We start from the raw sequence: 20315 nt of genomic DNA, 5'->3' as shown, positions 1-20315 counted from the left end.
ACGAAGACCACGCCGCAAAAGTCGAGTACAGCGCCATGGCCCGACTCGTCCCGACCATCCACGTCTTTCTCGCCAAGGAAAAAACGTGGTGATGGGGTCAGGCCCCAGCAGGACGTAGAAAGCGCAGAGCCCGCGCCCGGCAATGGTGACTGCGTCACTTCTTCGTCTTGCCGGAATCCTTGACCGCTTCAAAGGTCGCGAACTCGACGTTGTAGAGCTCGCCGTCAACCTTCTCGACCTTGCGGATATAGACGTTCTGCACGATGTCGCGGGTGTCCGGGTCGATCGAGATCGGGCCGCGCGGGCTCTCCCACTTCATGCCCTTCATCGCCGCGACCAGCTTGTCGCCGTTGCTGTCACCGCTCGTCTTCTTCAGCGCTTCGTAGATCAGGTGGATGCCGTCATAGCCGCCGACCGCCATGAAGCCCGGACGGTTGCCGAATGCCTTCTTATATGCGGCGACGAAATCCTTGTTTTTCTGCGAGGGATGCGCCGCCGAATAGATGTGCGCGGTCACCACGCCGAGTGCGGCATCGCCCATGTTGTTGAGCAGGTCGTCGTCCATGACGTCGCCGGGGCCGATCACCCTGATGCCGCTCTTGTCGAGGCCGCGCTCGGCATACTGCTTCATGAAGTTGCCACCCTGCCCCGCCGGAACGAACACGAACATCGCGTCGGGCTTGGAGTCCTTCATGCGCTGCAGGAACGGCGCGAAGTCGGGATTGGCCAAGGGCACCTTGACCTCCTCGACGATCTCGCCGCCGCCGGCGGTGAAGTGCTGCTTGAAGAAGGTCAACGCGTCATTGCCCGGCGCGTAGTCGGAGGTCAGCGTCGCGACCTTCTTGATGCCGTTCTTGGCCGCCCAGTCACCGATGATGGTGGAGGACTGCGCCAGCGTGAAGCTGGTGCGCACGATGTAGGGCGAGCGCTCGGTGATGATGGAGGTGCCGGCGGCCATGACGACTTCCGGGATCTTCGCCTGCGTCGCCAGCGGCGCCGCGGCAAGTGCGGCGGGCGTCACGCCGAAGCCGGCAATGATGCTGACCTTGTCGTTGACGATCAGCTCCTGCGCCAGACGCTTGGTGTTGTCAGGCATCGCGGCGTCATCCTTCAGGATGATTTCGACCTTCTTGCCGGCAACGGTGTCGCCGTTCTGCTGCATATAGAGCTTGATGGCATTGTCGATCTGCTTGCCCGTCGAAGCCTGACCGCCGGTCATCGGCACGATCAGGCCGATCTTCACGGTGTCTTCGGCGTGCGCCGGCGCGACGGCGCACAGCCCCGGGAGGGTGGCCGCCGTGGCCGCCCACAGCAACATCCTGCGACGATTGAAATTGACCATGAGCGTTCTCTCCCCCTCCTTGTGCGATGAACCGAGTCCCCGGTTCTTGTTTCGCCAGCATCGCGGCCAAAGCCGCATTGCGACATGGCGTCTTCCGCCGCCCTGTTGTCAATCGGACGATGGGCGAGTGCCGTCCACTGCAGCCGGCATCGGCTGATTTAGGTTTAAGGTATTAAATTACCATAACATAACGCTCAAAGCGACCCGCGACCTACGATTCGCAGGCCTTGCGATTTGGACGATCATGCGAAGCAAACGAAGCTGTCAACAAAGAAGCACAATTGCGGACGAAGCGTCGCGCCTCTAGTTCAGTATCCTCAAAAATTAGGGTCGTACCCTTCCCACATGCCGAACTGCATCCGCCCTGTCCTCATCATGACCGCCCTCGTGCTGGTGGCCTCCGCGCTCAGCGGGTGCAGCTCGCTCAACGAGAAAATGGCAGCCGGCGTCGGCGATTATCTTCCGGCTTGGGCCGGCGGCTTGCCCGCCGACGCCCCGCCCCGCCCGGGGACCGCCAAATACGATGAGTTCATGAAGGAGCGCGAGCGCAAGCGCCTGATGCCGGCGGCCGAGCGCGGCGACGATCCCAAGGCGGCATCGACGCCAGTCCCGACGTCACAGGGCGCGGCTCATTAGTCGACAAATACCACGGTCTTGCAGCCGTTGAGGATGACGCGGTCGGCCAAGTGATAGCGGATCGCCCGCGCCAGCACGCGGCGCTCGATGTCGCGGCCTTTGCGGACGAGATCCTCGGGCGTGTCGCGGTGACTGATCCGCTCGACGTCCTGATCGATGATCGGTCCCTCGTCGAGATCGCTGGTGACGTAATGCGCGGTGGCGCCGATCAGCTTGACGCCGCGCTCATGCGCCTGATGGTAGGGCTTGGCGCCCTTGAAGCCCGGCAGGAACGAATGATGGATGTTGATGCAGCGGCCTGACAGCCGCGCCGACATCTCGTCCGACAGGATCTGCATGTAGCGCGCCAAGACCACGAGGTCGGTCTGGGTATCCTGCGCCAGCTTCCACACCGCGTCTTCCTGCTGGCGCTTGGTTTCCCTTGTTACCGGCAGGCAATGGAACGGGATGTCGCCGAAATCGAGCGAGCCATAGGTCTCGCGCGGATGATTGGAAACGATCGCGGTCGGGATCATCTCGAGCTCTCCGGTGCGCCACCGATAGAGAATGTCGACCAGACAGTGATCGGACTTGGAAACGAGCAACATCACCCGGCGGCGGCTGGCGCGGTCGCGCATCTGCCATTCCATGCTGAAGCGTTCGGCGATCGCGGCAAAGCCGGTCTGCAGCGCCGGCAACTCGACCGCGAGGTCCGCCGCGGTGAAGACCACGCGCATGAAGAACTTGCCCGTCTCTGTATCGTCGAACTGCTGGGCATCCAGGATATTCTGCCCGTTGTGAGCTAGGAAGGTGGACACCGCCGAGACGATTCCCGGGCGATCCGGACAGGACAGGGTCAAAACGAATTGATGGTCGGGCATGCCAATTGACCAGAACTTGAGCAAGAGCCGCGGAGCGACGATTTTGGCCTTCGTCTATCACCGCCCGCACCCTTGCGCCAATCCCGTAGCAGGGTTCAAATCGAACAAAAGACGGCAATGTTTGTTAGAGCACCATCATGGCTGACCGGCTGAACGGCTACCGCATCCTGATCCTCGAAACCCGCGAGGAGGCACAGTTTTCCCGCTTGCTCGCTGAGCAGGGCGCGGATGTGCTGCAATGCCCGATGTTCACCATCCATGATGCGCCCGACCCGGCGCCGATCGAGACCTGGATCCGCCGTGCGATCGAGCGGCCGCTTGACGATCTCGTGCTGATGACCGGCGAAGGCCTGCGCCGCCTGATGAAGCTCGTGCGCCGGACCGGGGCCGAGGCGGAATTCGTCGGCAGCATCGGCAAGGCGCGCAAGTTTGCCCGCGGCCCCAAACCCGGCCGCGCCTTACGCGAGATTGGGCTGGAGCCCCAGATGACGACGGAGAAGCCGACATCGGAAGGTGTCGCCGAAATGCTGTCGAAGCTCGACCTGAACGGCCATCGCGTGGGCCTGCAGCTCTACCCGGACAAGGACCACAGCGTGTTGATCGGCGCGATCAAGGCGCAGGGCGCCGACGTCGATACCGTCCTGCCCTACGTCTACGACGCGCGCGCCGCCGACGCCAACATCGTCGCCGCGATCGATGAGATGGCGCGCGGCCGCATCGACGCGATCGCACTGACGAGTTCGGGGCAAGTCCGCCGCTTGATCGACGTGGCGCGGGCGCACAATTGCGAGGCTCAGTTGCGCGATGGGCTGAAGCAGACGCCGATCGCCTCCGTCGGCCCCATTGTGTCCGACGAGTTGAAGGCCCATGGCCTGCGCACGGACATCTATCCGGCCAACGACGCGTTCTTCATGAAGCCGCTGATCTCGGCCATGGCGACCGCCCTGTCGAAGAACCCGCCGCGGATGGCGGCACGGCAGTAGCCAGGTCGTCATTGCGAGGAGCGCGAGCGACGAAGCAATCCATCCGTTCCTCGCGCGGAGAGGTGGATTACTTTGCTTATGCTCACAATGGCCGGGTGGTGATAGTCGCGCGCTACTCGACCGCCTGTTTGGTCTCGCTCAGATAGGCCTGGTACGCGAGCCTGATGCCGTTCTCGAGCGAGGTGGAGGCGCGCCAGCCGAGCTTGGCCAAGCGGCTGACATCGAGCAGCTTGCGCGGCGTGCCGTCCGGGCGCGACGTGTCGAAGCTGATCTCGCCGCGATAGCCGACCGCAGCCGCGACCACACGGGCGAATTCAGCGATGCTGATATCCTCGCCGGTGCCGATATTGACCAGTTCAGCAGAGGAATAGGTTTTCATCAGGTGGATGCAGGCGTCGGCGAGATCATCGACATAGAGGAATTCGCGCCGAGGCGTGCCAGTGCCCCACACCACGACGTTAGTCGCTCCCGACAGTTTGGCCTCATGGAAGCGGCGGATCAGCGCAGCAACGACGTGGCTGTACTCTGGATGATAGTTGTCACCGGGGCCGTAGAGATTGGTCGGCATCACGCTGATGAAATCGGAGCCGTATTGGCTGCGATAGGCCTCCGCCATCTTGATGCCGGCGATCTTGGCAATCGCATAGGGCTCGTTGGTCTGCTCCAACGGGCCGGTCAACATCGAATCCTCACGCAGCGGCTGCGGTGCGAGCCGCGGATAGATGCAGGACGAGCCGAAGAACATCAGCTTCTCGCAGCCATTGGCGTGAGCGGCCTGGATCACATTGGTCGAGATCGCCAGATTGTCGTAGAGGAACTCGGCCCGCAGCGTGTTGTTGGCGACGATGCCGCCGACCTTGGCCGCGGCAAGGAACACGGCCTGCGGACGCTTCGCGGCAAACCACGTATTCACCGCGGCCTGATTGCGCAGATCAACCTCGCTGCGCGATGCTGTCAGGACCTCTGCCTTCTCGTGCGCCAGCCGGCGCATCAGCGCCGAGCCGACCATGCCGCGATGGCCGGCGACGAAGACCGTCTTGCCCTTCAGTTCATACGGAGTGATTGCCATTGGCGGCGTCCTGTCTGGCCTCTGCGAGATCGCTTGCGACCATTTCCTTCACCAGTTGTGCGAAGGATGTCTTCGGCCTCCATCCAAGCTTGGCGCGCGCCTTGCTCGAGTCGCCGATCAAGAGATCAACCTCGGTCGGGCGGAAATAGGTCGGGTCGACGCGCACCACGGTCTTGCCGGACGCCTTGTCGACACCGGTTTCATCGACGCCCTTGCCTCGCCATTCGATCGTGCGGCCGATCTCGGCAAATGCCAGCTCGACGAATTCGCGCACCGCATGCGTCTCTCCGGTCGCCAGCACGAAATCGTCGGGCGCGTCCGCCTGCAGGATTTTGTGCATGCCCTCGATATAGTCGCGTGCGTGGCCCCAGTCGCGCTTGGCCTCGAGATTGCCGAGATAGATCGTGTCTTCCAGGCCGACTTCGATGCGTGCGACGCCACGCGTGATCTTGCGCGTCACAAATGTCTCGCCGCGGATCGGGCTCTCATGGTTGAACAGGATGCCGTTGCTGGCGAACATGCCGTACGCCTCACGGTAGTTCACCGTGATCCAGTAGCCGTACAGCTTCGCCACGCCGTAGGGCGAGCGCGGGTAGAACGGTGTGGTCTCCTTCTGCGGCACCTCTTGCACCAGGCCGTAAAGCTCGGAGGTCGAGGCCTGGTAGAACCGCGTCTCCTTTTCCATACCAAGGATCCGGATCGCCTCCAGGAGGCGCAGCACGCCGATGGCGTCCGCGTTGGCGGTGTATTCCGGGCTCTCGAAGCTGACCTGAACGTGGCTTTGGGCGGCGAGATTGTAGATCTCGGTCGGACGAATCTGCTGCATCAGCCGGATCAGATTGGTAGAATCGGTCATGTCGCCGTAGTGCATCAGGAATGGCACGTTGCCGACATGGGGGTCCTGGTAGAGATGGTCGACACGCGCGGTGTTGAACGAGGACGACCGGCGCTTGATCCCATGCACAGTGTAGCCGAGACCGAGCAGATATTCGGCGAGATATGCGCCATCCTGCCCGGTGACACCGGTGATTAGCGCAACGCGCCGTTTCGAATCCTGAGCTGCCATGTCATCTCCAGAGCGCGAAACCCGCACCATCCAAACAGGGGCGGTCTGTAGCATCCGACCCGGACCAAGTCTAATGCCATAGTCGTTTGAAATCAGCGATTTAGGAACCTTACGGGTCGCCGACGCCCCAATCATTCACCGTAGCGGCGCAGTCGCTCAAGGTCGATGATGGTCACCCCGCCATATTCAAGCCGAAGCAGCCCCTCCCGTTCCAGCCGCTTCAGGCACTGGTTGGCGTTCTGCCGGGAGATTCCCGACAATGCCCCGATCTCCTCCTGGGTGATCTCCAGGTGCAGCGTCAGGTCGGGATAGAGAATCGGATTGAACAGCGAGGCGATCGACCGGGCCAGCCGCTCGGTCGCATCCAGCGTGCGGCCATATTCGAGCAGCGCGATGAACTGGCCCAGCCGCTCATTGAGCTGTCCGACCAGGAATCGGTTGAAGCCGACACTGTTCTCGAACAGCCAGACGAAGGTGCGGCGGTCCATCATCGCCAGCCGCGTGTCGCGCAACGCCACCACGTCGTAGCGCCGCGCCTCGTTCTTGAGCACGGTGCCCTCACCGAACCACGCGCCGGTGGTGAGGCCCGCGAAACTCGCCGCCTTGCCGCGGCGGGATACGATGCCCATACGGGCCAGCCCGCTGACAATGCCGGTCCAGTACTGGAAATTGTCGCCGCGCATGAAGATGAATTCGTTGGCGCGATAGGATTTCTCGGCGATGCCCACGCGGGCGACCTCGATTTCCTGCTCGGTCAGTTCGCGCGACCAGGCCGCGATGCGCCTCAAGTAATCAGCAGCAATCATTCGAGCGACAGCGTCCCACCCCAACCATATTGCACCGCAACAATGCCGTTTCCGTTAGGAACCTGAGGCTTGGAAAGCCAGCGAAAATTTCCTGATGAATTGTCGGGCACATGACAATCCAACGTATCGCTTTCTCGTATTGAGAACCACCTCGCGTAACGCCGCGCGCTCCCTCAAGCGGATCGCCGTTGGCGGGTAGCGCGGGGCTGGGACAAGTGGGTGCGGCGTTACCGCACATGACGCAGGTGATGCAGACGAGCAAAGCTCTGAGGCACCCGGCATCATGAGCCGGATGGCCTGCCTACAGCGGCCCATGTAAGATCGAGTTGGCTTTCGAGCGATAGATAAAGAGCGCGCCAAGCGCCGTATCTGGAGGGAACAGGGTGGCTTATAGTCTGGAGGTGCGCGGGGTCTCTTTGCGCTTTGGCGGCGTCCGGGCGCTGACCGACGTGAGCTTCGGCGTCAACGAGGGCGAGCTGTTCTCCATCATCGGCCCGAACGGCGCCGGCAAGACCTCGATCGTCAACTGCATCTCCGGCCGTTACAAGCCGACCGAAGGCCACCTGTTCTATCGCGGCCAGGATATCACCGGCCTCACCGCGAACGCGCGGCCGCGGCTCGGCATCGGCCGCACCTTCCAGAATCTCGCCCTGTTCCACCACATGAGCGTGCTCGACAATATCATGGTCGGCCGCCATCACCTCCTGAAGAACAATTTCATCACGGGATCGCTGTACTGGCTGACCGGCGCGCGCCGCGAGGAGCTGGAGCATCGCCGCAAGGTCGAAGAGATCATCGACTTTCTCGACCTGCAATCGGTGCGAAAGGCGACCGCCGGCACCCTGCCCTACGGCCTGCGCAAGCGCGTCGAGCTCGCCCGTGCGATGGCGCTGGAGCCGAAGCTGATCCTGCTCGACGAGCCGATGGCCGGCATGAACTTCGAAGAAAAGGAAGACATGGCGCGCTACATCGTCGACCTCAACGAAGAGTTCGGCATGACGGTGATGATGATCGAGCACGACATGGGCGTCGTGATGGACATCTCCCACCGCGTCATGGTGCTGGATTTCGGCCGCAAGATCGCCGAAGGCGACCCGGCGACCGTGCTCGCCGATCCCCATGTCAAGCGCGCCTATCTCGGCGAAGAAGACGAGGTGCTGGTCGATCCCGACGACAAGCCGGCGGTGCGGGAGAGCGCGGCATGATGGACTACGCCGGACGCGCCGCGCAGGCTGACACCTTCCCCAAGATGCTCCGCCTCAACGCCAGGGAGCACGGTAGCGAGATCGCGCTACGCGAGAAGGATTTCGGGTTGTGGCGCGAAATCACCTGGAGCGACTACCAGACCCGCACCCGTGACTTCGCGCTCGGCATGGTCGAGCTCGGCCTCGGTCGCGGCGATGTGATCGGCATTATCGGCGACAACCGGCCGGATTGGGTCTCTGCCGAGATCGCCAGCCACGCGATCGGCGCGATGAGCCTCGGCCTCTATCGCGACGTGCTGGACGAGGAAGCCGCCTATCTCCTGAGCTACGGCGAGGCCAGGCTCGTATTCGCCGAGGACGAAGAGCAGGTCGACAAGCTGCTCGGCCTCGCCGACCGGGCGCCTCATCTTAAGCACATCGTCTATTCCGACCCGCGCGGCATGCGAAAATACGACGACCCGCGCCTGATGGAGGCGAGCAAGCTCGCCTCAATGGGGCGCGACCGCGCCTCGCGCGAGCCCGGCCTCTATGACGGCCTGGTCGACGCCACCCGCGGCGAAGACGTCGCGATCCTCTGCACGACCTCAGGCACGACCGCGAATCCGAAGCTCGCGATGCTGGCGGCCGGCCGCGTCCTGCGGCATTGCGCGACCTATCTCGCCTTCGACCCCAAGGGCCCGGACGATGAGTACGTGTCGGTGCTGCCGCTGCCCTGGATCATGGAACAGGTCTATGCGCTCGGCAAAGGACTGCTGTGCCGGATGAAGGTCAACTTCGTCGAAGAGCCCGACACCATGATGAACGATTTCCGCGAGATCGCGCCGACCTTCGTGCTGTTCGCGCCGCGCGTCTGGGAATCGATCGCCGCTGATGTCCGCGCCGGCGTGATGGACACCTCCCCGCTCAAGCAGAAGCTGTACGATATCGGCATGAAAACCGGGCTCGCGGCGCTCGCTGACGGAAAGCGCTCGATGTTCGCCGACAAGCTGCTGTTCCGTGCGCTGCGCGACCGGCTCGGCTTTACGCGGCTGCGCTCGGCAGCCACGGGCGGCGCGGCGCTCGGACCGGAGACCTTCAAGTTCTTCCAGGCCATGGGCGTGCCGCTGCGCACGCTCTACGGCCAGACCGAGTTGCTCGGCGCCTATACGCTGCACCCCGAAGGCAAGGTCGACCCAGACACCACCGGCGTTCCCATGGCCGACGACGTCGAAATCCGGATCGACAGTCCCGACGTCAACGGTGTCGGCGAGATCGTGGTGCGTCACCCCAACATGTTCCTCGGGTATTACAAGAACCCCGAGGCTTCGACGGCCGACATCAAGGACGGCTGGATGCATTCCGGCGATGCCGGCTACTACAACGATGAGCGGCAGCTCGTCGTGATCGACCGTATCAAGGACCTCGCCGAAACCTCGCGCGGCGAGCGCTTCTCGCCGCAATACATCGAGAACAAACTGAAGTTCTCGCCTTACGTCGCCGAAGCCGTCGTGCTCGGCGCCGGCCGCGACGCGCTGGCCGCGATGATCTGCATCCGCTACTCGATCATCTCGAAATGGGCGGAGAAAAACCGGATCTCGTTCACGACCTATACCGACCTGTCCTCGCGGTCGGAGGTCTATGCGCTGTTGCGGAAGGAGGTCGAGACGGTCAACGCGACGCTGCCGCCCGCGCAGCGTATCTCGCGCTTCCTGCTGCTCTACAAGGAGCTTGATGCCGACGACGGCGAGCTGACCCGAACCAGAAAAGTCCGCCGCGGCGTCATCAATGAGAAATATGCAGACATCATCGAGTCGATCTATCGCGGCAAGGACAATATCCCTGTCGACACCGTGATCCGCTTCCAGGACGGCACGACGCAACGCGTCCGCACCACCCTGCAGGTGGTGGATCTCGGCCACACGGCTGTCGCGGAGGCCGCGGAATGACCGCGTTGCGAGAACAGAGCGTGATGTGCGTGAATGTGCCCTCTCCCCTTGTGGGAGAGGGCTGCACCCCCGGTCGACGGGAACTCGCGTGGGTGAGGGGTACCCTCTCCACGATCCCGATGCGGAGAGAACCCCTCACCCGGCTTCGCTTCGCGAAGCCACCCTCTCCCACAAGGGGAGAGGGTGCCGGCACCTCCGATCGGAGCGACCGCACCCCATGAACACCCAGTTCCTGATCCAGCTCATCGTCAATGGCCTCGTGGTCGGCACGCTTTATGGCGTTGTCGCGATGTCGTTCGTGCTGATCTACAAGGCGACCCAGGTCGTGAACTTCGCGCAGGGCGAACTGCTGCTGGTCGGCGCCTGGGTATGTTGGGCACTGCTGACCAAGTACCAGCTCCCGTTCTGGATCGGCATGCCGGTTACGCTCGTGTTCATGTTCATCTTCGGCATCGCGATCCAGGTCGTGATCCTGCGTCCGATGATCGGCGAACCGATCATCTCGGTCATCATGGTGACGATCGGCCTGTCGACCGTGTTCCAGGCCGCGCTAAAGTGGATCTTCGGCGTCAACCCGCAGCCGTTCCCGCGGGTGTTCGAGAGCCAATCGGTCAACCTGTTCGGTCTGCAGATCCAGACCGTCTATGTCATGAGCCTCGTGGTCTCGCTGGCCATGATGGTGGGCATGGCCTGGTTCTTTCGCGCTTCCAAATATGGCCTTGCGATGCGCGCCACGGCGTTCAACCAGCAGGTCGCGCAGTCGCTCGGCATTTCCGTGAAAAGCGTGTTCGCGATGGCCTGGGCGATCTCGGCCACCGTCTCGGCGGTCGCCGGCGTCGTGGTCGCCGTGGTCAACGGCGTATCATCAGGCCTTTCCGCCTACGGCATCAAGGTGTTTCCGGCCGCGATCCTGGGCGGCCTCGATTCGGTCGGCGGCGCCGTGCTCGGCGGCGTCATCATCGGCCTCCTGGAGAACGTCGCCCAATATGTCGACAGCGAATTTCTGCACTGGGGCAATCTCTACGAAATTGCGCCGTTCTACGTCCTGATCATCATCCTGATGATCAAGCCTTACGGCCTGTTCGGCACCAGGGATATTGAGCGGGTCTGATCAATGGCAACAAGCACCCTGATCCCGTCGGGCGACTTCCGCACCAGCTACGCGGCCGACACCACGATCTTCCCGACCGCAACGAGCCGCAACTTTGCGATCGCCGGTATCGTGATCGCCTGCCTCGCGCCGATGCTGCTGAGCAATTACTGGCTCTCCATTGCGATCCAGATCGGCATCTTCGCGATCGCAGCGCTCGGCCTCAACGTCCTGGTCGGCTTCACCGGCCAGATTTCGATCGGCCACGCCGCGTTCTTCCTGTTCGGCGCCTTCACCTCGGCCTACATCTCCAACAACGCCCCGATCCCGGTGTTCTTCGCCATTCCGCTTGCCGGCCTGATCACGGCGCTGGTTGGCCTGATCTTCGGTGTGCCGGCGGCGCGGCTGAAGGGGCTCTACCTCGTCATCGCCACGCTCGCCGCGCAGTACATCCTGCTCGACTTCTTTTCGCGCGCCGAATGGTTTTCGGGCGGCTCGGTGCCGGCGAGCGCCAACCCGTTCTCGATCTTCGGCTACACGCTGCGCGGTGACCGACAGTATTTCTACGTCGTGCTCGCTTATGTCGTGGTCAGCTATCTCCTCGTCACCAATCTGATGCGGACACGCGATGGCCGCGCGCTGGTCGCGATACGCGACCATTATCTCTCCGCCGAGATCATGGGCATCAACCTGACCAAGTACCGCACGCTGTCGTTCGGGCTTGCCGCGTTCTTTGCCGGCATCGCCGGCGCGCTCTACGCGCATTACCAGCTCGTCGTGTCGCAGGAGGGATTCGGCATCGAACGCTCGGTGCTGTTCCTCGCCATGGTGATCATCGGCGGCACCGGGTCGGTCATGGGCACGCTGATGGGCACGGCCTTCGTGGTGCTGTTGCCGGAATCGATGGAATGGCTGAGCGCATGGCTGAAGGGCGGTGCCGTCGACAAGGCGCTGCAGCTCAACAACAACATCACCTTCCTGCGCGAGATCGCGATCGGCCTGATCATCATCGGCTTTCTGATGTTCGAGCCGGACGGGCTCGCGCATCGCTGGCGGCAGATCAAGACCTACTGGAAGCTCTACCCGTTCTCGCATTGAGTCAGGGAGCGGACATTGCGCGCAAGATCGGTTCAATGAATAACAGGAGGAAACCTAGAATGACGATTAGATCCCTTTTGAGCTCGGCCTCTCTTGCGTTGCTGATCAGCAGCGCAGCCGCCACCGCGCAGGCCCAGATCGCGATCGGCCATCTGCAGGACCTCTCGGGCGGCACATCCGACGTCGGCACACCCTATGGCCAAGGCGTCGCCGACACCCTCGCCTGGGTCAACAAGAATGGCGGCGTCGGCGGCAAGCAGCTCAACGTCGACAGCAACGACTATGGCTACCAGGTGCCGCGCGCGATCGCGCTCTACAAGAAATGGTCGGCGCCCGACAACAAGGTCGCGGCGATCATGGGCTGGGGCACCGCGGACACCGAGGCTCTCACGGGCTTTCTTGCGCAGGACAAGATCCCCGACATCTCCGGCTCCTATGCCGCGGCCCTGACCGACCCCGAGGGCACCAGCGGCAAGGCCAAGCCCGCGCCATACAACTTTTTCTATGGCCCGAGCTATTCGGACTCGATGCGCGCGATGCTGACCTGGGCCGCGGAAGATTGGAAGGCCAAGGGAAAGCCCGGCAAGCCGAAATTCGTCCACATGGGCGCCAACCATCCCTATCCGAACGCGCCCAAGGCGGCTGGTGAAGCGCTTGCGACCGAGCTCGGCTTCGAGGTGCTGCCCCCGCTGGTGTTCGCGCTCTCGCCCGGCGACTACTCGGCGCAGTGTCTCAGCCTGAAGAGCTCCGGTGCAAACTATGCCTATCTCGGCAACACCGCCGCCTCGAACATCTCGGTGCTGAAGGCCTGTAAGGCCGCCGGCGTCGACGTCCAGTTCCTCGGCAACGTCTGGGGTATGGACGAGAACGCCGCTAAGACCGCCGGCGATGCAGCCGACGGCGTGATCTTCCCGCTCCGCACGGCGGTAAGCTGGGGCGGCAACGCGCCCGGCATGAAGACGGTGATGGAAATCTCCAAGATGTCCGACCCGTCAGGCAAGGTGTATCGCCCGGTGCACTACATCGCCGCGGTCTGCAGCGCACTCTATCTGAAGGAAGCGCTCGACTGGGCCGCCAAGAACGGCGGCACGACCGGCGAGAACGTCGCCAAGGGCTTCTACCAGAAGAAGGACTGGGTGCCGGCTGGCATGGACGGCGTCTGCAATCCCTCGACCTGGACCGAGAAGGATCACCGCCCAACCATGAAGGTCGACCTCTATCGCTCGAGGATCTCGGGCGCGACCGACGGCGATATCAACGACCTGATGGCAAAGGGCACGATCAAGCTCGAGAAAGTGAAAACCATCGAGCTGCCGCGCAAGCCGGAATGGTTCGGGTGGTGAGGTCGTAACTCGGAAAGTCGTCATCCCCCGCGAAGGCGGGGGATCCAGGACGCCGCGCCCTCACGGTTTGATCGCAGACGTCTCTGGAATACTGGGTCACCCGCCTTCGCGGGTGACGACAGTGGAGAGTGATCGAGACCATGAACGAAACCCTCGAAGCTACCCGCCCCGCGCCGACCGCCGTTCCGCCTCCGCCGCTGCTCAGCGTCAACAATATCGAGGTCGTCTATGACGACGTCATCCTCGTGCTGCGGGGACTGAGCCTGGAGGTGCCGAAGGGCGCGATCGTGGCGCTGCTTGGCGCCAACGGCGCCGGCAAGTCGACCACCTTGAAGGCGATCTCCGGCCTGCTGAAGACCGAGGATGGTGAGGTGACCCGCGGCGAGATCCTGTTCGAGGGTCAGCGCATCAATGGCATCGATCCGGACAAGATCGTCCGCCGCGGCATCTTCCAGGTGATGGAGGGCCGCCGCATCGTCGCCGACATGACCTCGCTGGAGAATTTGCGGCTCGGCGCCTTCACCCGCCGCGACAACGAGGTCGCCGACGACATCGACATGGTGTTCAAGTATTTCCCGCGCCTGAAGGAGCGCACCGGGCTCGCCGGCTACCTCTCCGGCGGCGAACAGCAGATGCTTGCGATCGGCCGCGCACTGATGGCGCGCCCGAAGATGATTCTGATGGACGAGCCGTCGATGGGATTGTCGCCCCTGCTCGTCAAGGAAGTGTTCGCGATCGTCAAGGAGATCAACCGCGACCTCGGTGTCACGATCCTCCTCGTGGAGCAGAATGCACGCGCCGCGCTTTCGGTCGCGAGCCATGGCTACATCATGGAGCAAGGCAAGGTCGTACTCGACGGCTCAGCGGATGAACTGCGCGACAACGAGGACGTCAAGGAATTCTACCTCGGCGGCGCCGGCGACCAGCGCAAGAGCTTCAAGAACCTGAAGAGCTTCAAGCGACGCAAGCGCTGGCTCTGAGCGTTTTCGAGCGGAGTGAGGACCGGTTCGCGTGAAGAAAACGCGTCAGATCAGGAACGCGGCTCTAGCCGAGCACCTGCTCGGCTTCTGCGACCGCGCAGAGAACATGATAGAACGACGATGCAGGGATCGTGGCGACCAGCGACGTACCTTCGCGATCGAATTGGTCGTACCAGCCGCCCGCGACCGGGTGGCTGAGATAGTGCCGCTCCAGCCGTACCAGCGCCGCGCGGGCTTCGTCCGCGGCACCGGCCTCGCCCGCTTCCGCTTGTGCGATCCACGCCTTCGCGATTTCGGTCTGCGGCCACAGCCGTCGCGTGTGACGGCGGATGTTGCCCTCGATGTCGCCCTCGTCGATCAGGCAGCCGGTGGCCGCGTCGCGATAGCGCAGCGCCGACGCCAACAGTTCGCCACGCTGCCGCCCGGTCGGGCATCCGGTGATGCGCTCAAATCCCTTCAGCAGCCAGACCCATTCCGCCTGATGTCCAGGTTCGACGCTGACCGGCAGGATCTTCGACCAATCCTCCTCGAAATACTCCCCGAGCACGTGGGTTTGCTTGTCGTAGAGATTGGCCAGGAACAGCGCGAAGAACTCACCGGCACGGTTCTGGAACGACAAATCGTGAGTGGCGTCGAAGCACGCGATCATCGCCTCAAACAGGTGCATCTGTGGATTCTGCCGGCGCGGCATCGAAGGCGGCAAGCCTTCCAGCACCCCGCCATGCGGCGAGCGCAGCTCCGCGTCGAGGAACGACAGCAGAGCGTCGATCTCGGCGCGGATCTGGGCGTCGCGATCGAGGCCGTAGACGGTCGCGAGCGCAAACAACACGAAGGCGTGGTCGTAGGAGTCGCGCAGCGGATCAAGCACGCCTCCCACGGGCGTCAGCCGGTGGACATAGCCTGGCCGGCCGTCCGGCGCCTTGGCCTTGGCCAGCAGATATTCCACCCCCTTCAGCGCGATCGCGCGGCCGTCCGGGTACCATCCCATCTGTGCGGCCTTAGCATAGCAATAGATCTGCCGTGCCTGCACGAATACCCGGCGCGGCGCGGCAGCATCCGCGCTGCCATCTGGAAGCAGTCGGTCGATGAAGCCGCCGGCCGCACTGTCCCAGCCGACGGTCGACCACAACGGCAGCGCGTGGTCGATCATCCGGCGCTTCAACCTTGCAACAACGTCGGCCGGCCCATACGCCGCGACGCTCAATCCTTCAGACATTGTGTTCCCCGCAACGATCCGACACCGGTGCTCGCCGCCTCATAGCACGCGCAATGTGGCATGCAACCGGGTGAACCCTGAGGACCCGCCATGACCGACTATTACGACGCTCTGGAAACGCGCGATCCGGCCGAGCGTGAGGCCGCCCTGCTCGCCCGGTTGCCGGAGGTGCTGCGCAGGGCAATGGCTGCGCCAGCCTACGCCAACCTCTTGAGGGGCATCGATCCCGCGTCGATCACGAGCCGGGACGCCCTGGCCGGGCTGCCGGTGCTGCGCAAGTCGGAACTCCCTGCCCTGCACAAGGCTGCCCCGCCCTTCGGCGGCTTCGTGGCCGACACACCGGGCTCGTTCGCCCGCTTGTTCACGTCGCCCGGGCCAATCTTCGAGCCGGAAGGCCGCCAAGCCGATCCCTGGCGCGGCGCGCGGGCGCTGTTCGCGGCAGGCTTTCGCCCAGACGATGTAGTGCTGAACACCTTCAGCTATCACCTTACGCCCGGCGGCTTCATCTTCGACGCTTCGGCTCGCGCGCTCGGCTGCGCGGTGATTCCGGCCGGTCCGGGCAACACCGAGCAACAATTCGAGCTGATCGAGGCCTATCGGCCGATCGGCTATAGCGGTACGCCGGACTTTCTGAAGATCCTGCTCGACGCCGCCGCAACGGCCGGTCGCGACGTGTCCTCGATCAAGCGCGCACTGGTCTCCGGCGCGGCGTTTCCGAAGTCGCTGCAAGAGGAGATGAAGTCGCGCGGCATCGATGCCTATCAGGCCTTCGGCACCGCCGATCTCGGCATGATCGCGTTCGAAACCCCTGCGCGCGAGGGCATGACGGTCAATGAAGATCTGATCCTGGAGATCGTGAAGCCGGGCACCGGCGACCCGGTGACGCCCGGCGATGTCGGCGAGATCGTAGTGACCTCGCTCGATCCGCATCATCCCTGGATCCGCCTCGCCCTCGGTGACCTCACCGCGGTCCTGCCGGGCAAGAGCCCGTGCGGGCGCACCAATATGCGCATCAACGGCTGGATGGGCCGCGCCGACCAGACCACCAAGGTCAAGGGCATGTTCGTCCGCCCAGAGCAGATCGCCGAGATCAGCAAACGGCATCCCGAACTCGGCCGGCTTCGCCTTGTCGTCACGCGCGCTGGTGAGACCGACGCGATGACGCTGAAAGCCGAATGCGCATCACCGACGGAGGCCCTGCAGTCTGAGCTCGCGGCAGTGCTGCGTGCCGTGACGAAACTCGGCGGCACCGTTGATCTGGTTCGCGCGGGCTCGCTGCCCAATGATGGCAAGGTGATCGCGGATGAGCGATAGGCGCGTGATCTGCAAAGGGCAAAAACCGACCGGCGGAGCGGACTCAATCTGCGTTGTCGGCCGCGGCATCGTGAACTATTGAGGTGGCTCACGCCTCGTAGAAACGGATCATAATCTGATGAGCAGCGCCCTCGAAGATCAGGCGCGAAGACCGGCTGTCTTCTTCGATCGGGACGGCGTCCTGAACATGGACATCGGTTACCTCTTCGAAAGCCACAAGCTGGTTTGGATCGACGGTGCGCGAGAGGCGGTCAAAGCCGTCAACGACATGGGCTATTTTGCGTTTGTCGTGACCAACCAGTCAGGTGTTGCAAGAGGCCTCTACGAGGAAGCGCATGTCCAGCAGCTCCACGATTGGATGGCCGACGAGCTCGGCAAGATCGGCGCGCATATCGACGCCTTCGAATACTGCCCGTTTCATCCCGAAGGGACCGTGGAGCGATATCGACAGATCAGCCATCGCCGCAAGCCCGCGCCAGGCATGATCAACGACCTCCTGAAGCGCTTTCCGGTCGACGCCGAACGAAGCTTTCTCGTTGGCGACCAACCGACAGATATTGCGGCAGCCCGCGCCGCGGGCCTGAAAGGCTATCTGTTTTCAGGCCCCAATCTGGAGACGTTCGTGCGACCTCTGCTGCTGGTCGGCTGAGGCCGTCGCATCAATCGAGGGCTGGCATTCGCAATCGCGATCAGAAGTGTCGCACCAGCTCGATCACCTCGTCCTGCTGCTGGCGCGTGATCTCGGCGAACATCGGCAGCGACAGGATCTGCCCCTGGTCGCGATACGCGTTCGGGAACTGCTCCGGACGGTGGCCCAATCGCGTATAGGCCGGCAGGAGCGGCAGCGCCATGGGGTAGTTGATCGCAGTCTGCACGCCGTTGGCGTTCAGGTGCGCCGCCAGCGCATCGCGGCGGGGATGCCTGATCGTGTAGAGATGGTAGACGTGGCTGCGCCCCGAGGCGACGCCGGGCACCACAACATCCTCGATCTGGTTGAGGCCGGCGTCATAGATCTTCGCGGCGCCCTGCCGCGCCTCGGTCCATGCGGCGAGGTGCGGCAGCTTAGCCGAGAGGATCGCGGCCTGCAGACCGTCGAGCCGGCTGTTGATCCCCTCGACCTGGTGCTGGTGCTTCACCAGCCCGCCATGGCGGGCCAGCATGGTCATGTGTTCGGCGAGCGCGGCATCGTTGGTGACCACCGCGCCGGCATCGCCCATCGCGCCCAGATTCTTGCCCGGATAGAACGAGTAGGTCGCGGCTTCGCCGAACGTTCCGACCATCCGGCCCTTGTAGCGAGCAAGGTGCGCCTGCGCGCAATCCTCGATCACCCAGAGCTTGTGCTTGCCTGCGATCGCCATGATCGCATCCATATCCGCGGGCTGGCCGTAAAGGTGCACCGGGATGATCCCAACCGTCCGGGGAGTGATCGCAGCCTCGATCGCCGACGGATCGATCGTGAACGTCGCCCCATCAGTATCGCAGAACACGGGGGTGGCACCGGAATGGGTGATCATCGCCGAGGTCGAGATCCAGGAATGCGCCGTGGTGATCACCTCGTCGCCCGGCTTCACCTTCAACGCCTTCATGGCGAGATAGAGCGCGTCGGTGCCGTTGGCGCAGGACACGCAGTGCGCGACCTCCGCGGCCGCGGCGAACTCCCGTTCAAACCCATCAACATAGCTGCCACGAATAAAGGCGTTGTCGCGGATCACGCTGGCGACTGCGCCATCGATCTCGCCCTTGATGGTCTGGTACTGTAGCTGCAAGTCGGCAAACGGCACCGGCATCACTCGTCCCCTATTGGCTCGTCAGCAAGCGTCGCGCCGGATTGCCGGCATAGGTGCCAGATGTTGTGATGTCCTTCGTCACCACTGAGCCTGCGCCGATCACGACATCGTCGGCGATCCTGACCGGCATGATCGTCGCATTGGAGCCGATCGAGACTCGGTTGCCGATCACGGTCTCACGCCACAATTCCCTGCGGCCGCGCGCAGGGCCTCCGGTGGAGAACGTGTCGTTGACGAACATCACCCCGTGCCCGACGAAGCAGTCCTCCCCGATCGTCACCAGTTCGCAGACGAAGGCATGCGATTGCACGCGGGTTCGCGCCCCGATTACGACCCCCTTCTGGATTTCGGTGAAGGGACCGACAAAGCAGTCGTCTCCGATCTTGCAGCCATAGAGATTGCAAGGCTCGACGATCTTGACGCGCGCGCCGAATGCCACGTCGCGAACGCCTGCCTGATGCACCTCCGGCCGGTTCACGATACGACACCCAACCGGCTCAGCCGCGGCGTGAAGCGTAGCGCGACTTCTGCACCGGTCTCGATCGACTCGTAGAGCGCCGAGATCAACTCGAGGCTCTTGCGGCCCTCGAGTCCATCGACCAGGGCGGAGCGCTGGTTGACCAGACAATCGACCACATGGTGGTAATACGCCTGATGGCCGAAGCCGTAGACATTGGGTGGATTGACGGAGAACTTTTCCACCACGTCCTTGTCCGACGGCAGTTCGTCGACGAAGCGCCAGTGCCGGATCTGGTTGACCGCGAAGCCAGAGATCTCGACTGTTCCCCGCTCACCGAGGATCGACAGCGACCCCTCGAGATCGGTCGGACGCGCCGCGGTGGTCGCCTCGATGATGCCAAGCGCGCCATTGCGGAATTTCAGCGTGGCGACCGCGGTGTCCTCGGTCTCGATCTTCGCGAGCGCGGTGGTCGCGCGGGCATGGACGCTGACGACGTCGCCGAAGAACCACTCCAGCATGTCGACATGGTGGCTCGCCTGGTTGGTCAGCACGCCGCCGTCATAGGCCCACGTGCCGCGCCAGTCGTCCTGGTCGTAATAGGCCTGATCGCGGCACCAGCGCACACGCACCGTCCCCAGAATAAGCTTGCCGAAGCGGCCGGCATCGAGCGCTTCGCGCGCCTTGACCACGGGCACGTTGAAGCGGTTCTGCTTGACGATGAACATCTTGACCCCGGCCTCGTCGCAGGCCCGGATCATGTCGTCGGCGTCCTGCAGGCGCAGCGCCATCGGCTTCTCGACCACGACATGCTTGCCGGCCTTGGCGCAGGCGATCACGTGCACGGGATGCAACCCACTTGGCGTCAGCACAGCGACCGCGTCGATGTCCTTGCGCGCCAGGAACTCATCCATCTCGTAATGCGCCGCCACCCCGAACTTGGCGGCGATCGCATCGGCACGCGCACGAACGGGATCGCAAACCGCAACCAGGCTTGCCCCTTCGATGTGATTGCCACCCAGGAGGTCGGAATGACGCTTGGCGATACGCCCGCAACCAAGCAGGCCAAATCTGATCATGCAGGGCCTCATCCCGGCTTGCCGGTGACTGCATCGTGGCCAACCAACCAATGGGTCGG

General features: G+C 63.4%; 19 protein-coding genes. 10 read left to right on the top strand and 9 right to left on the bottom strand.

The features are described 5' to 3' along the window. Positions 1–154: 154 nt before the first annotated feature. Positions 155–1342 (bottom strand): ABC transporter substrate-binding protein, encoded by a 1188-nt coding sequence (locus tag P6U25_RS12495; RefSeq protein ID WP_407151469.1) that lies wholly within the window; start codon positions 1340–1342, stop codon positions 155–157. Between the two features lie 375 nt (positions 1343–1717). Here P6U25_RS12495 and P6U25_RS12490 point away from each other — a divergent pair, with 375 nt between their 5' ends. Then, on the top strand, positions 1718–1978 hold the full coding sequence (locus P6U25_RS12490; RefSeq protein WP_407151468.1) for a hypothetical protein: 261 nt from the start codon (positions 1718–1720) through the stop codon (positions 1976–1978). Here the strand turns inward: P6U25_RS12490 and purU are convergent. Next, positions 1975–2838, bottom strand: coding sequence for a formyltetrahydrofolate deformylase (purU, locus tag P6U25_RS12485; protein WP_407151467.1), 864 nt, complete (start codon positions 2836–2838; stop codon positions 1975–1977). The genes P6U25_RS12490 and purU overlap by 4 nt on opposite strands. Before the next feature lie 137 nt (positions 2839–2975). Between purU and P6U25_RS12480 the strand changes: the two genes are divergently transcribed. After that, on the top strand, positions 2976–3821 hold the full coding sequence (locus P6U25_RS12480; RefSeq protein ID WP_407151466.1) for a uroporphyrinogen-III synthase: 846 nt from the start codon (positions 2976–2978) through the stop codon (positions 3819–3821). A gap of 112 nt (positions 3822–3933) precedes the next feature. Here P6U25_RS12480 and P6U25_RS12475 read toward each other — a convergent pair whose 3' ends face one another. From P6U25_RS12475 to P6U25_RS12465, 3 genes are all read right to left on the bottom strand, one after another. Further along, positions 3934–4890, bottom strand: coding sequence for a GDP-L-fucose synthase family protein (locus P6U25_RS12475; RefSeq protein ID WP_407151465.1), 957 nt, complete (start codon positions 4888–4890; stop codon positions 3934–3936). Continuing rightward, positions 4871–5956, bottom strand: coding sequence for a GDP-mannose 4,6-dehydratase (gmd, locus tag P6U25_RS12470; RefSeq protein ID WP_407151464.1), 1086 nt, complete (start codon positions 5954–5956; stop codon positions 4871–4873). The genes P6U25_RS12475 and gmd overlap by 20 nt, the downstream gene beginning before the upstream one ends. Positions 5957–6087: 131 nt before the next feature. Continuing rightward, the gene (locus P6U25_RS12465; RefSeq protein ID WP_407151463.1) at positions 6088–6762 is read right to left on the bottom strand and encodes a Crp/Fnr family transcriptional regulator; all 675 of its coding nucleotides are present in this window, start codon (positions 6760–6762) and stop codon (positions 6088–6090) included. A gap of 383 nt (positions 6763–7145) precedes the next feature. On the opposite strand from P6U25_RS12465, the gene P6U25_RS12460 reads away from it, so the two are divergent. The 6 genes from P6U25_RS12460 to P6U25_RS12435 all read left to right on the top strand — a co-directional run bounded on the left by P6U25_RS12460 (position 7146) and on the right by P6U25_RS12435 (position 14403). After that, positions 7146–7967 carry an ABC transporter ATP-binding protein gene (locus tag P6U25_RS12460; protein ID WP_407151462.1) on the top strand — a complete coding sequence of 274 codons (822 nt, stop codon included), beginning with the start codon at positions 7146–7148 and terminating at the stop codon, positions 7965–7967. Beyond that, the gene (locus tag P6U25_RS12455; RefSeq protein ID WP_407151461.1) at positions 7964–9892 is read left to right on the top strand and encodes a long-chain fatty acid--CoA ligase; all 1929 of its coding nucleotides are present in this window, start codon (positions 7964–7966) and stop codon (positions 9890–9892) included. Before P6U25_RS12460 ends, P6U25_RS12455 begins: the two co-directional genes overlap by 4 nt. Before the next feature lie 217 nt (positions 9893–10109). Then, the gene (locus P6U25_RS12450) at positions 10110–11003 is read left to right on the top strand and encodes a branched-chain amino acid ABC transporter permease (protein ID WP_407151460.1); all 894 of its coding nucleotides are present in this window, start codon (positions 10110–10112) and stop codon (positions 11001–11003) included. A gap of 3 nt (positions 11004–11006) precedes the next feature. Beyond that, positions 11007–12080, top strand: a complete 1074-nt coding sequence (locus P6U25_RS12445; protein WP_407151459.1) for a branched-chain amino acid ABC transporter permease — start codon at positions 11007–11009, stop codon at positions 12078–12080. 59 nt (positions 12081–12139) lie between these two features. Beyond that, the gene (locus tag P6U25_RS12440) at positions 12140–13423 is read left to right on the top strand and encodes an ABC transporter substrate-binding protein (RefSeq protein WP_407151458.1); all 1284 of its coding nucleotides are present in this window, start codon (positions 12140–12142) and stop codon (positions 13421–13423) included. Positions 13424–13563: 140 nt separating this feature from the next. Further along, positions 13564–14403, top strand: a complete 840-nt coding sequence (locus P6U25_RS12435; RefSeq protein ID WP_407151457.1) for an ABC transporter ATP-binding protein — start codon at positions 13564–13566, stop codon at positions 14401–14403. A gap of 64 nt (positions 14404–14467) precedes the next feature. Here the strand turns inward: P6U25_RS12435 and P6U25_RS12430 are convergent, their stop codons facing one another. Continuing rightward, the gene (locus P6U25_RS12430; protein ID WP_407151456.1) at positions 14468–15619 is read right to left on the bottom strand and encodes an AGE family epimerase/isomerase; all 1152 of its coding nucleotides are present in this window, start codon (positions 15617–15619) and stop codon (positions 14468–14470) included. Positions 15620–15709: 90 nt separating this feature from the next. Here P6U25_RS12430 and P6U25_RS12425 point away from each other — a divergent pair, with 90 nt between their 5' ends. Further along, on the top strand, positions 15710–16933 hold the full coding sequence (locus P6U25_RS12425; protein ID WP_407151455.1) for a phenylacetate--CoA ligase family protein: 1224 nt from the start codon (positions 15710–15712) through the stop codon (positions 16931–16933). A 118-nt stretch (positions 16934–17051) separates the two neighbouring features. Beyond that, positions 17052–17582 carry an HAD family hydrolase gene (locus tag P6U25_RS12420; RefSeq protein ID WP_407151454.1) on the top strand — a complete coding sequence of 177 codons (531 nt, stop codon included), beginning with the start codon at positions 17052–17054 and terminating at the stop codon, positions 17580–17582. A 40-nt stretch (positions 17583–17622) separates the two neighbouring features. Here the strand turns inward: P6U25_RS12420 and P6U25_RS12415 are convergent, their stop codons facing one another. The 3 genes from P6U25_RS12415 to P6U25_RS12405 are packed head-to-tail and all read right to left on the bottom strand — an operon-like array spanning position 17623 to position 20256. Further along, positions 17623–18720 carry a DegT/DnrJ/EryC1/StrS family aminotransferase gene (locus P6U25_RS12415; protein WP_407151453.1) on the bottom strand — a complete coding sequence of 366 codons (1098 nt, stop codon included), beginning with the start codon at positions 18718–18720 and terminating at the stop codon, positions 17623–17625. Positions 18721–18730: 10 nt separating this feature from the next. Then, a complete protein-coding gene (locus P6U25_RS12410; RefSeq protein WP_407151452.1) occupies positions 18731–19198 on the bottom strand; it encodes an acyltransferase in 468 nt (155 codons plus the stop codon). Beyond that, the gene (locus P6U25_RS12405) at positions 19195–20256 is read right to left on the bottom strand and encodes a Gfo/Idh/MocA family protein (RefSeq protein WP_407151451.1); all 1062 of its coding nucleotides are present in this window, start codon (positions 20254–20256) and stop codon (positions 19195–19197) included. Before P6U25_RS12405 ends, P6U25_RS12410 begins: the two co-directional genes overlap by 4 nt. Positions 20257–20315 lie beyond the last annotated feature (59 nt).

The organism is Bradyrhizobium sp. ORS 86 (assembly GCF_045571475.1).
GTDB lineage: Bacteria > Pseudomonadota > Alphaproteobacteria > Rhizobiales > Xanthobacteraceae > Bradyrhizobium.
This window is presented reverse-complemented; position numbering and strand designations above follow the sequence as displayed.

Excerpts from the sequence above, each read along its gene's own strand:
- P6U25_RS12490 (WP_407151468.1), top strand. The coding sequence starts at position 1,718 with ATGACCGCCCTCGTGCTGGTGGCCTCCGCGCTCAGCGGGTGCAGCTCG.
- P6U25_RS12495 (WP_407151469.1), bottom strand. The coding sequence starts at position 1,342 with ATGGTCAATTTCAATCGTCGCAGGATGTTGCTGTGGGCGGCCACGGCG.
- P6U25_RS12430 (WP_407151456.1), bottom strand. The coding sequence starts at position 15,619 with ATGTCTGAAGGATTGAGCGTCGCGGCGTATGGGCCGGCCGACGTTGTT.
- P6U25_RS12480 (WP_407151466.1), top strand. The coding sequence starts at position 2,976 with ATGGCTGACCGGCTGAACGGCTACCGCATCCTGATCCTCGAAACCCGC.
- P6U25_RS12445 (WP_407151459.1), top strand. The coding sequence starts at position 11,007 with ATGGCAACAAGCACCCTGATCCCGTCGGGCGACTTCCGCACCAGCTAC.
- P6U25_RS12435 (WP_407151457.1), top strand. The coding sequence starts at position 13,564 with ATGAACGAAACCCTCGAAGCTACCCGCCCCGCGCCGACCGCCGTTCCG.
- P6U25_RS12465 (WP_407151463.1), bottom strand. The coding sequence starts at position 6,762 with ATGATTGCTGCTGATTACTTGAGGCGCATCGCGGCCTGGTCGCGCGAA.
- P6U25_RS12455 (WP_407151461.1), top strand. The coding sequence starts at position 7,964 with ATGATGGACTACGCCGGACGCGCCGCGCAGGCTGACACCTTCCCCAAG.
- P6U25_RS12420 (WP_407151454.1), top strand. The coding sequence starts at position 17,052 with ATGAGCAGCGCCCTCGAAGATCAGGCGCGAAGACCGGCTGTCTTCTTC.
- purU (WP_407151467.1), bottom strand. The coding sequence starts at position 2,838 with ATGCCCGACCATCAATTCGTTTTGACCCTGTCCTGTCCGGATCGCCCG.
- P6U25_RS12405 (WP_407151451.1), bottom strand. The coding sequence starts at position 20,256 with ATGATCAGATTTGGCCTGCTTGGTTGCGGGCGTATCGCCAAGCGTCAT.
- P6U25_RS12425 (WP_407151455.1), top strand. The coding sequence starts at position 15,710 with ATGACCGACTATTACGACGCTCTGGAAACGCGCGATCCGGCCGAGCGT.
- P6U25_RS12415 (WP_407151453.1), bottom strand. The coding sequence starts at position 18,720 with ATGCCGGTGCCGTTTGCCGACTTGCAGCTACAGTACCAGACCATCAAG.
- P6U25_RS12450 (WP_407151460.1), top strand. The coding sequence starts at position 10,110 with ATGAACACCCAGTTCCTGATCCAGCTCATCGTCAATGGCCTCGTGGTC.
- gmd (WP_407151464.1), bottom strand. The coding sequence starts at position 5,956 with ATGGCAGCTCAGGATTCGAAACGGCGCGTTGCGCTAATCACCGGTGTC.
- P6U25_RS12475 (WP_407151465.1), bottom strand. The coding sequence starts at position 4,890 with ATGGCAATCACTCCGTATGAACTGAAGGGCAAGACGGTCTTCGTCGCC.
- P6U25_RS12440 (WP_407151458.1), top strand. The coding sequence starts at position 12,140 with ATGACGATTAGATCCCTTTTGAGCTCGGCCTCTCTTGCGTTGCTGATC.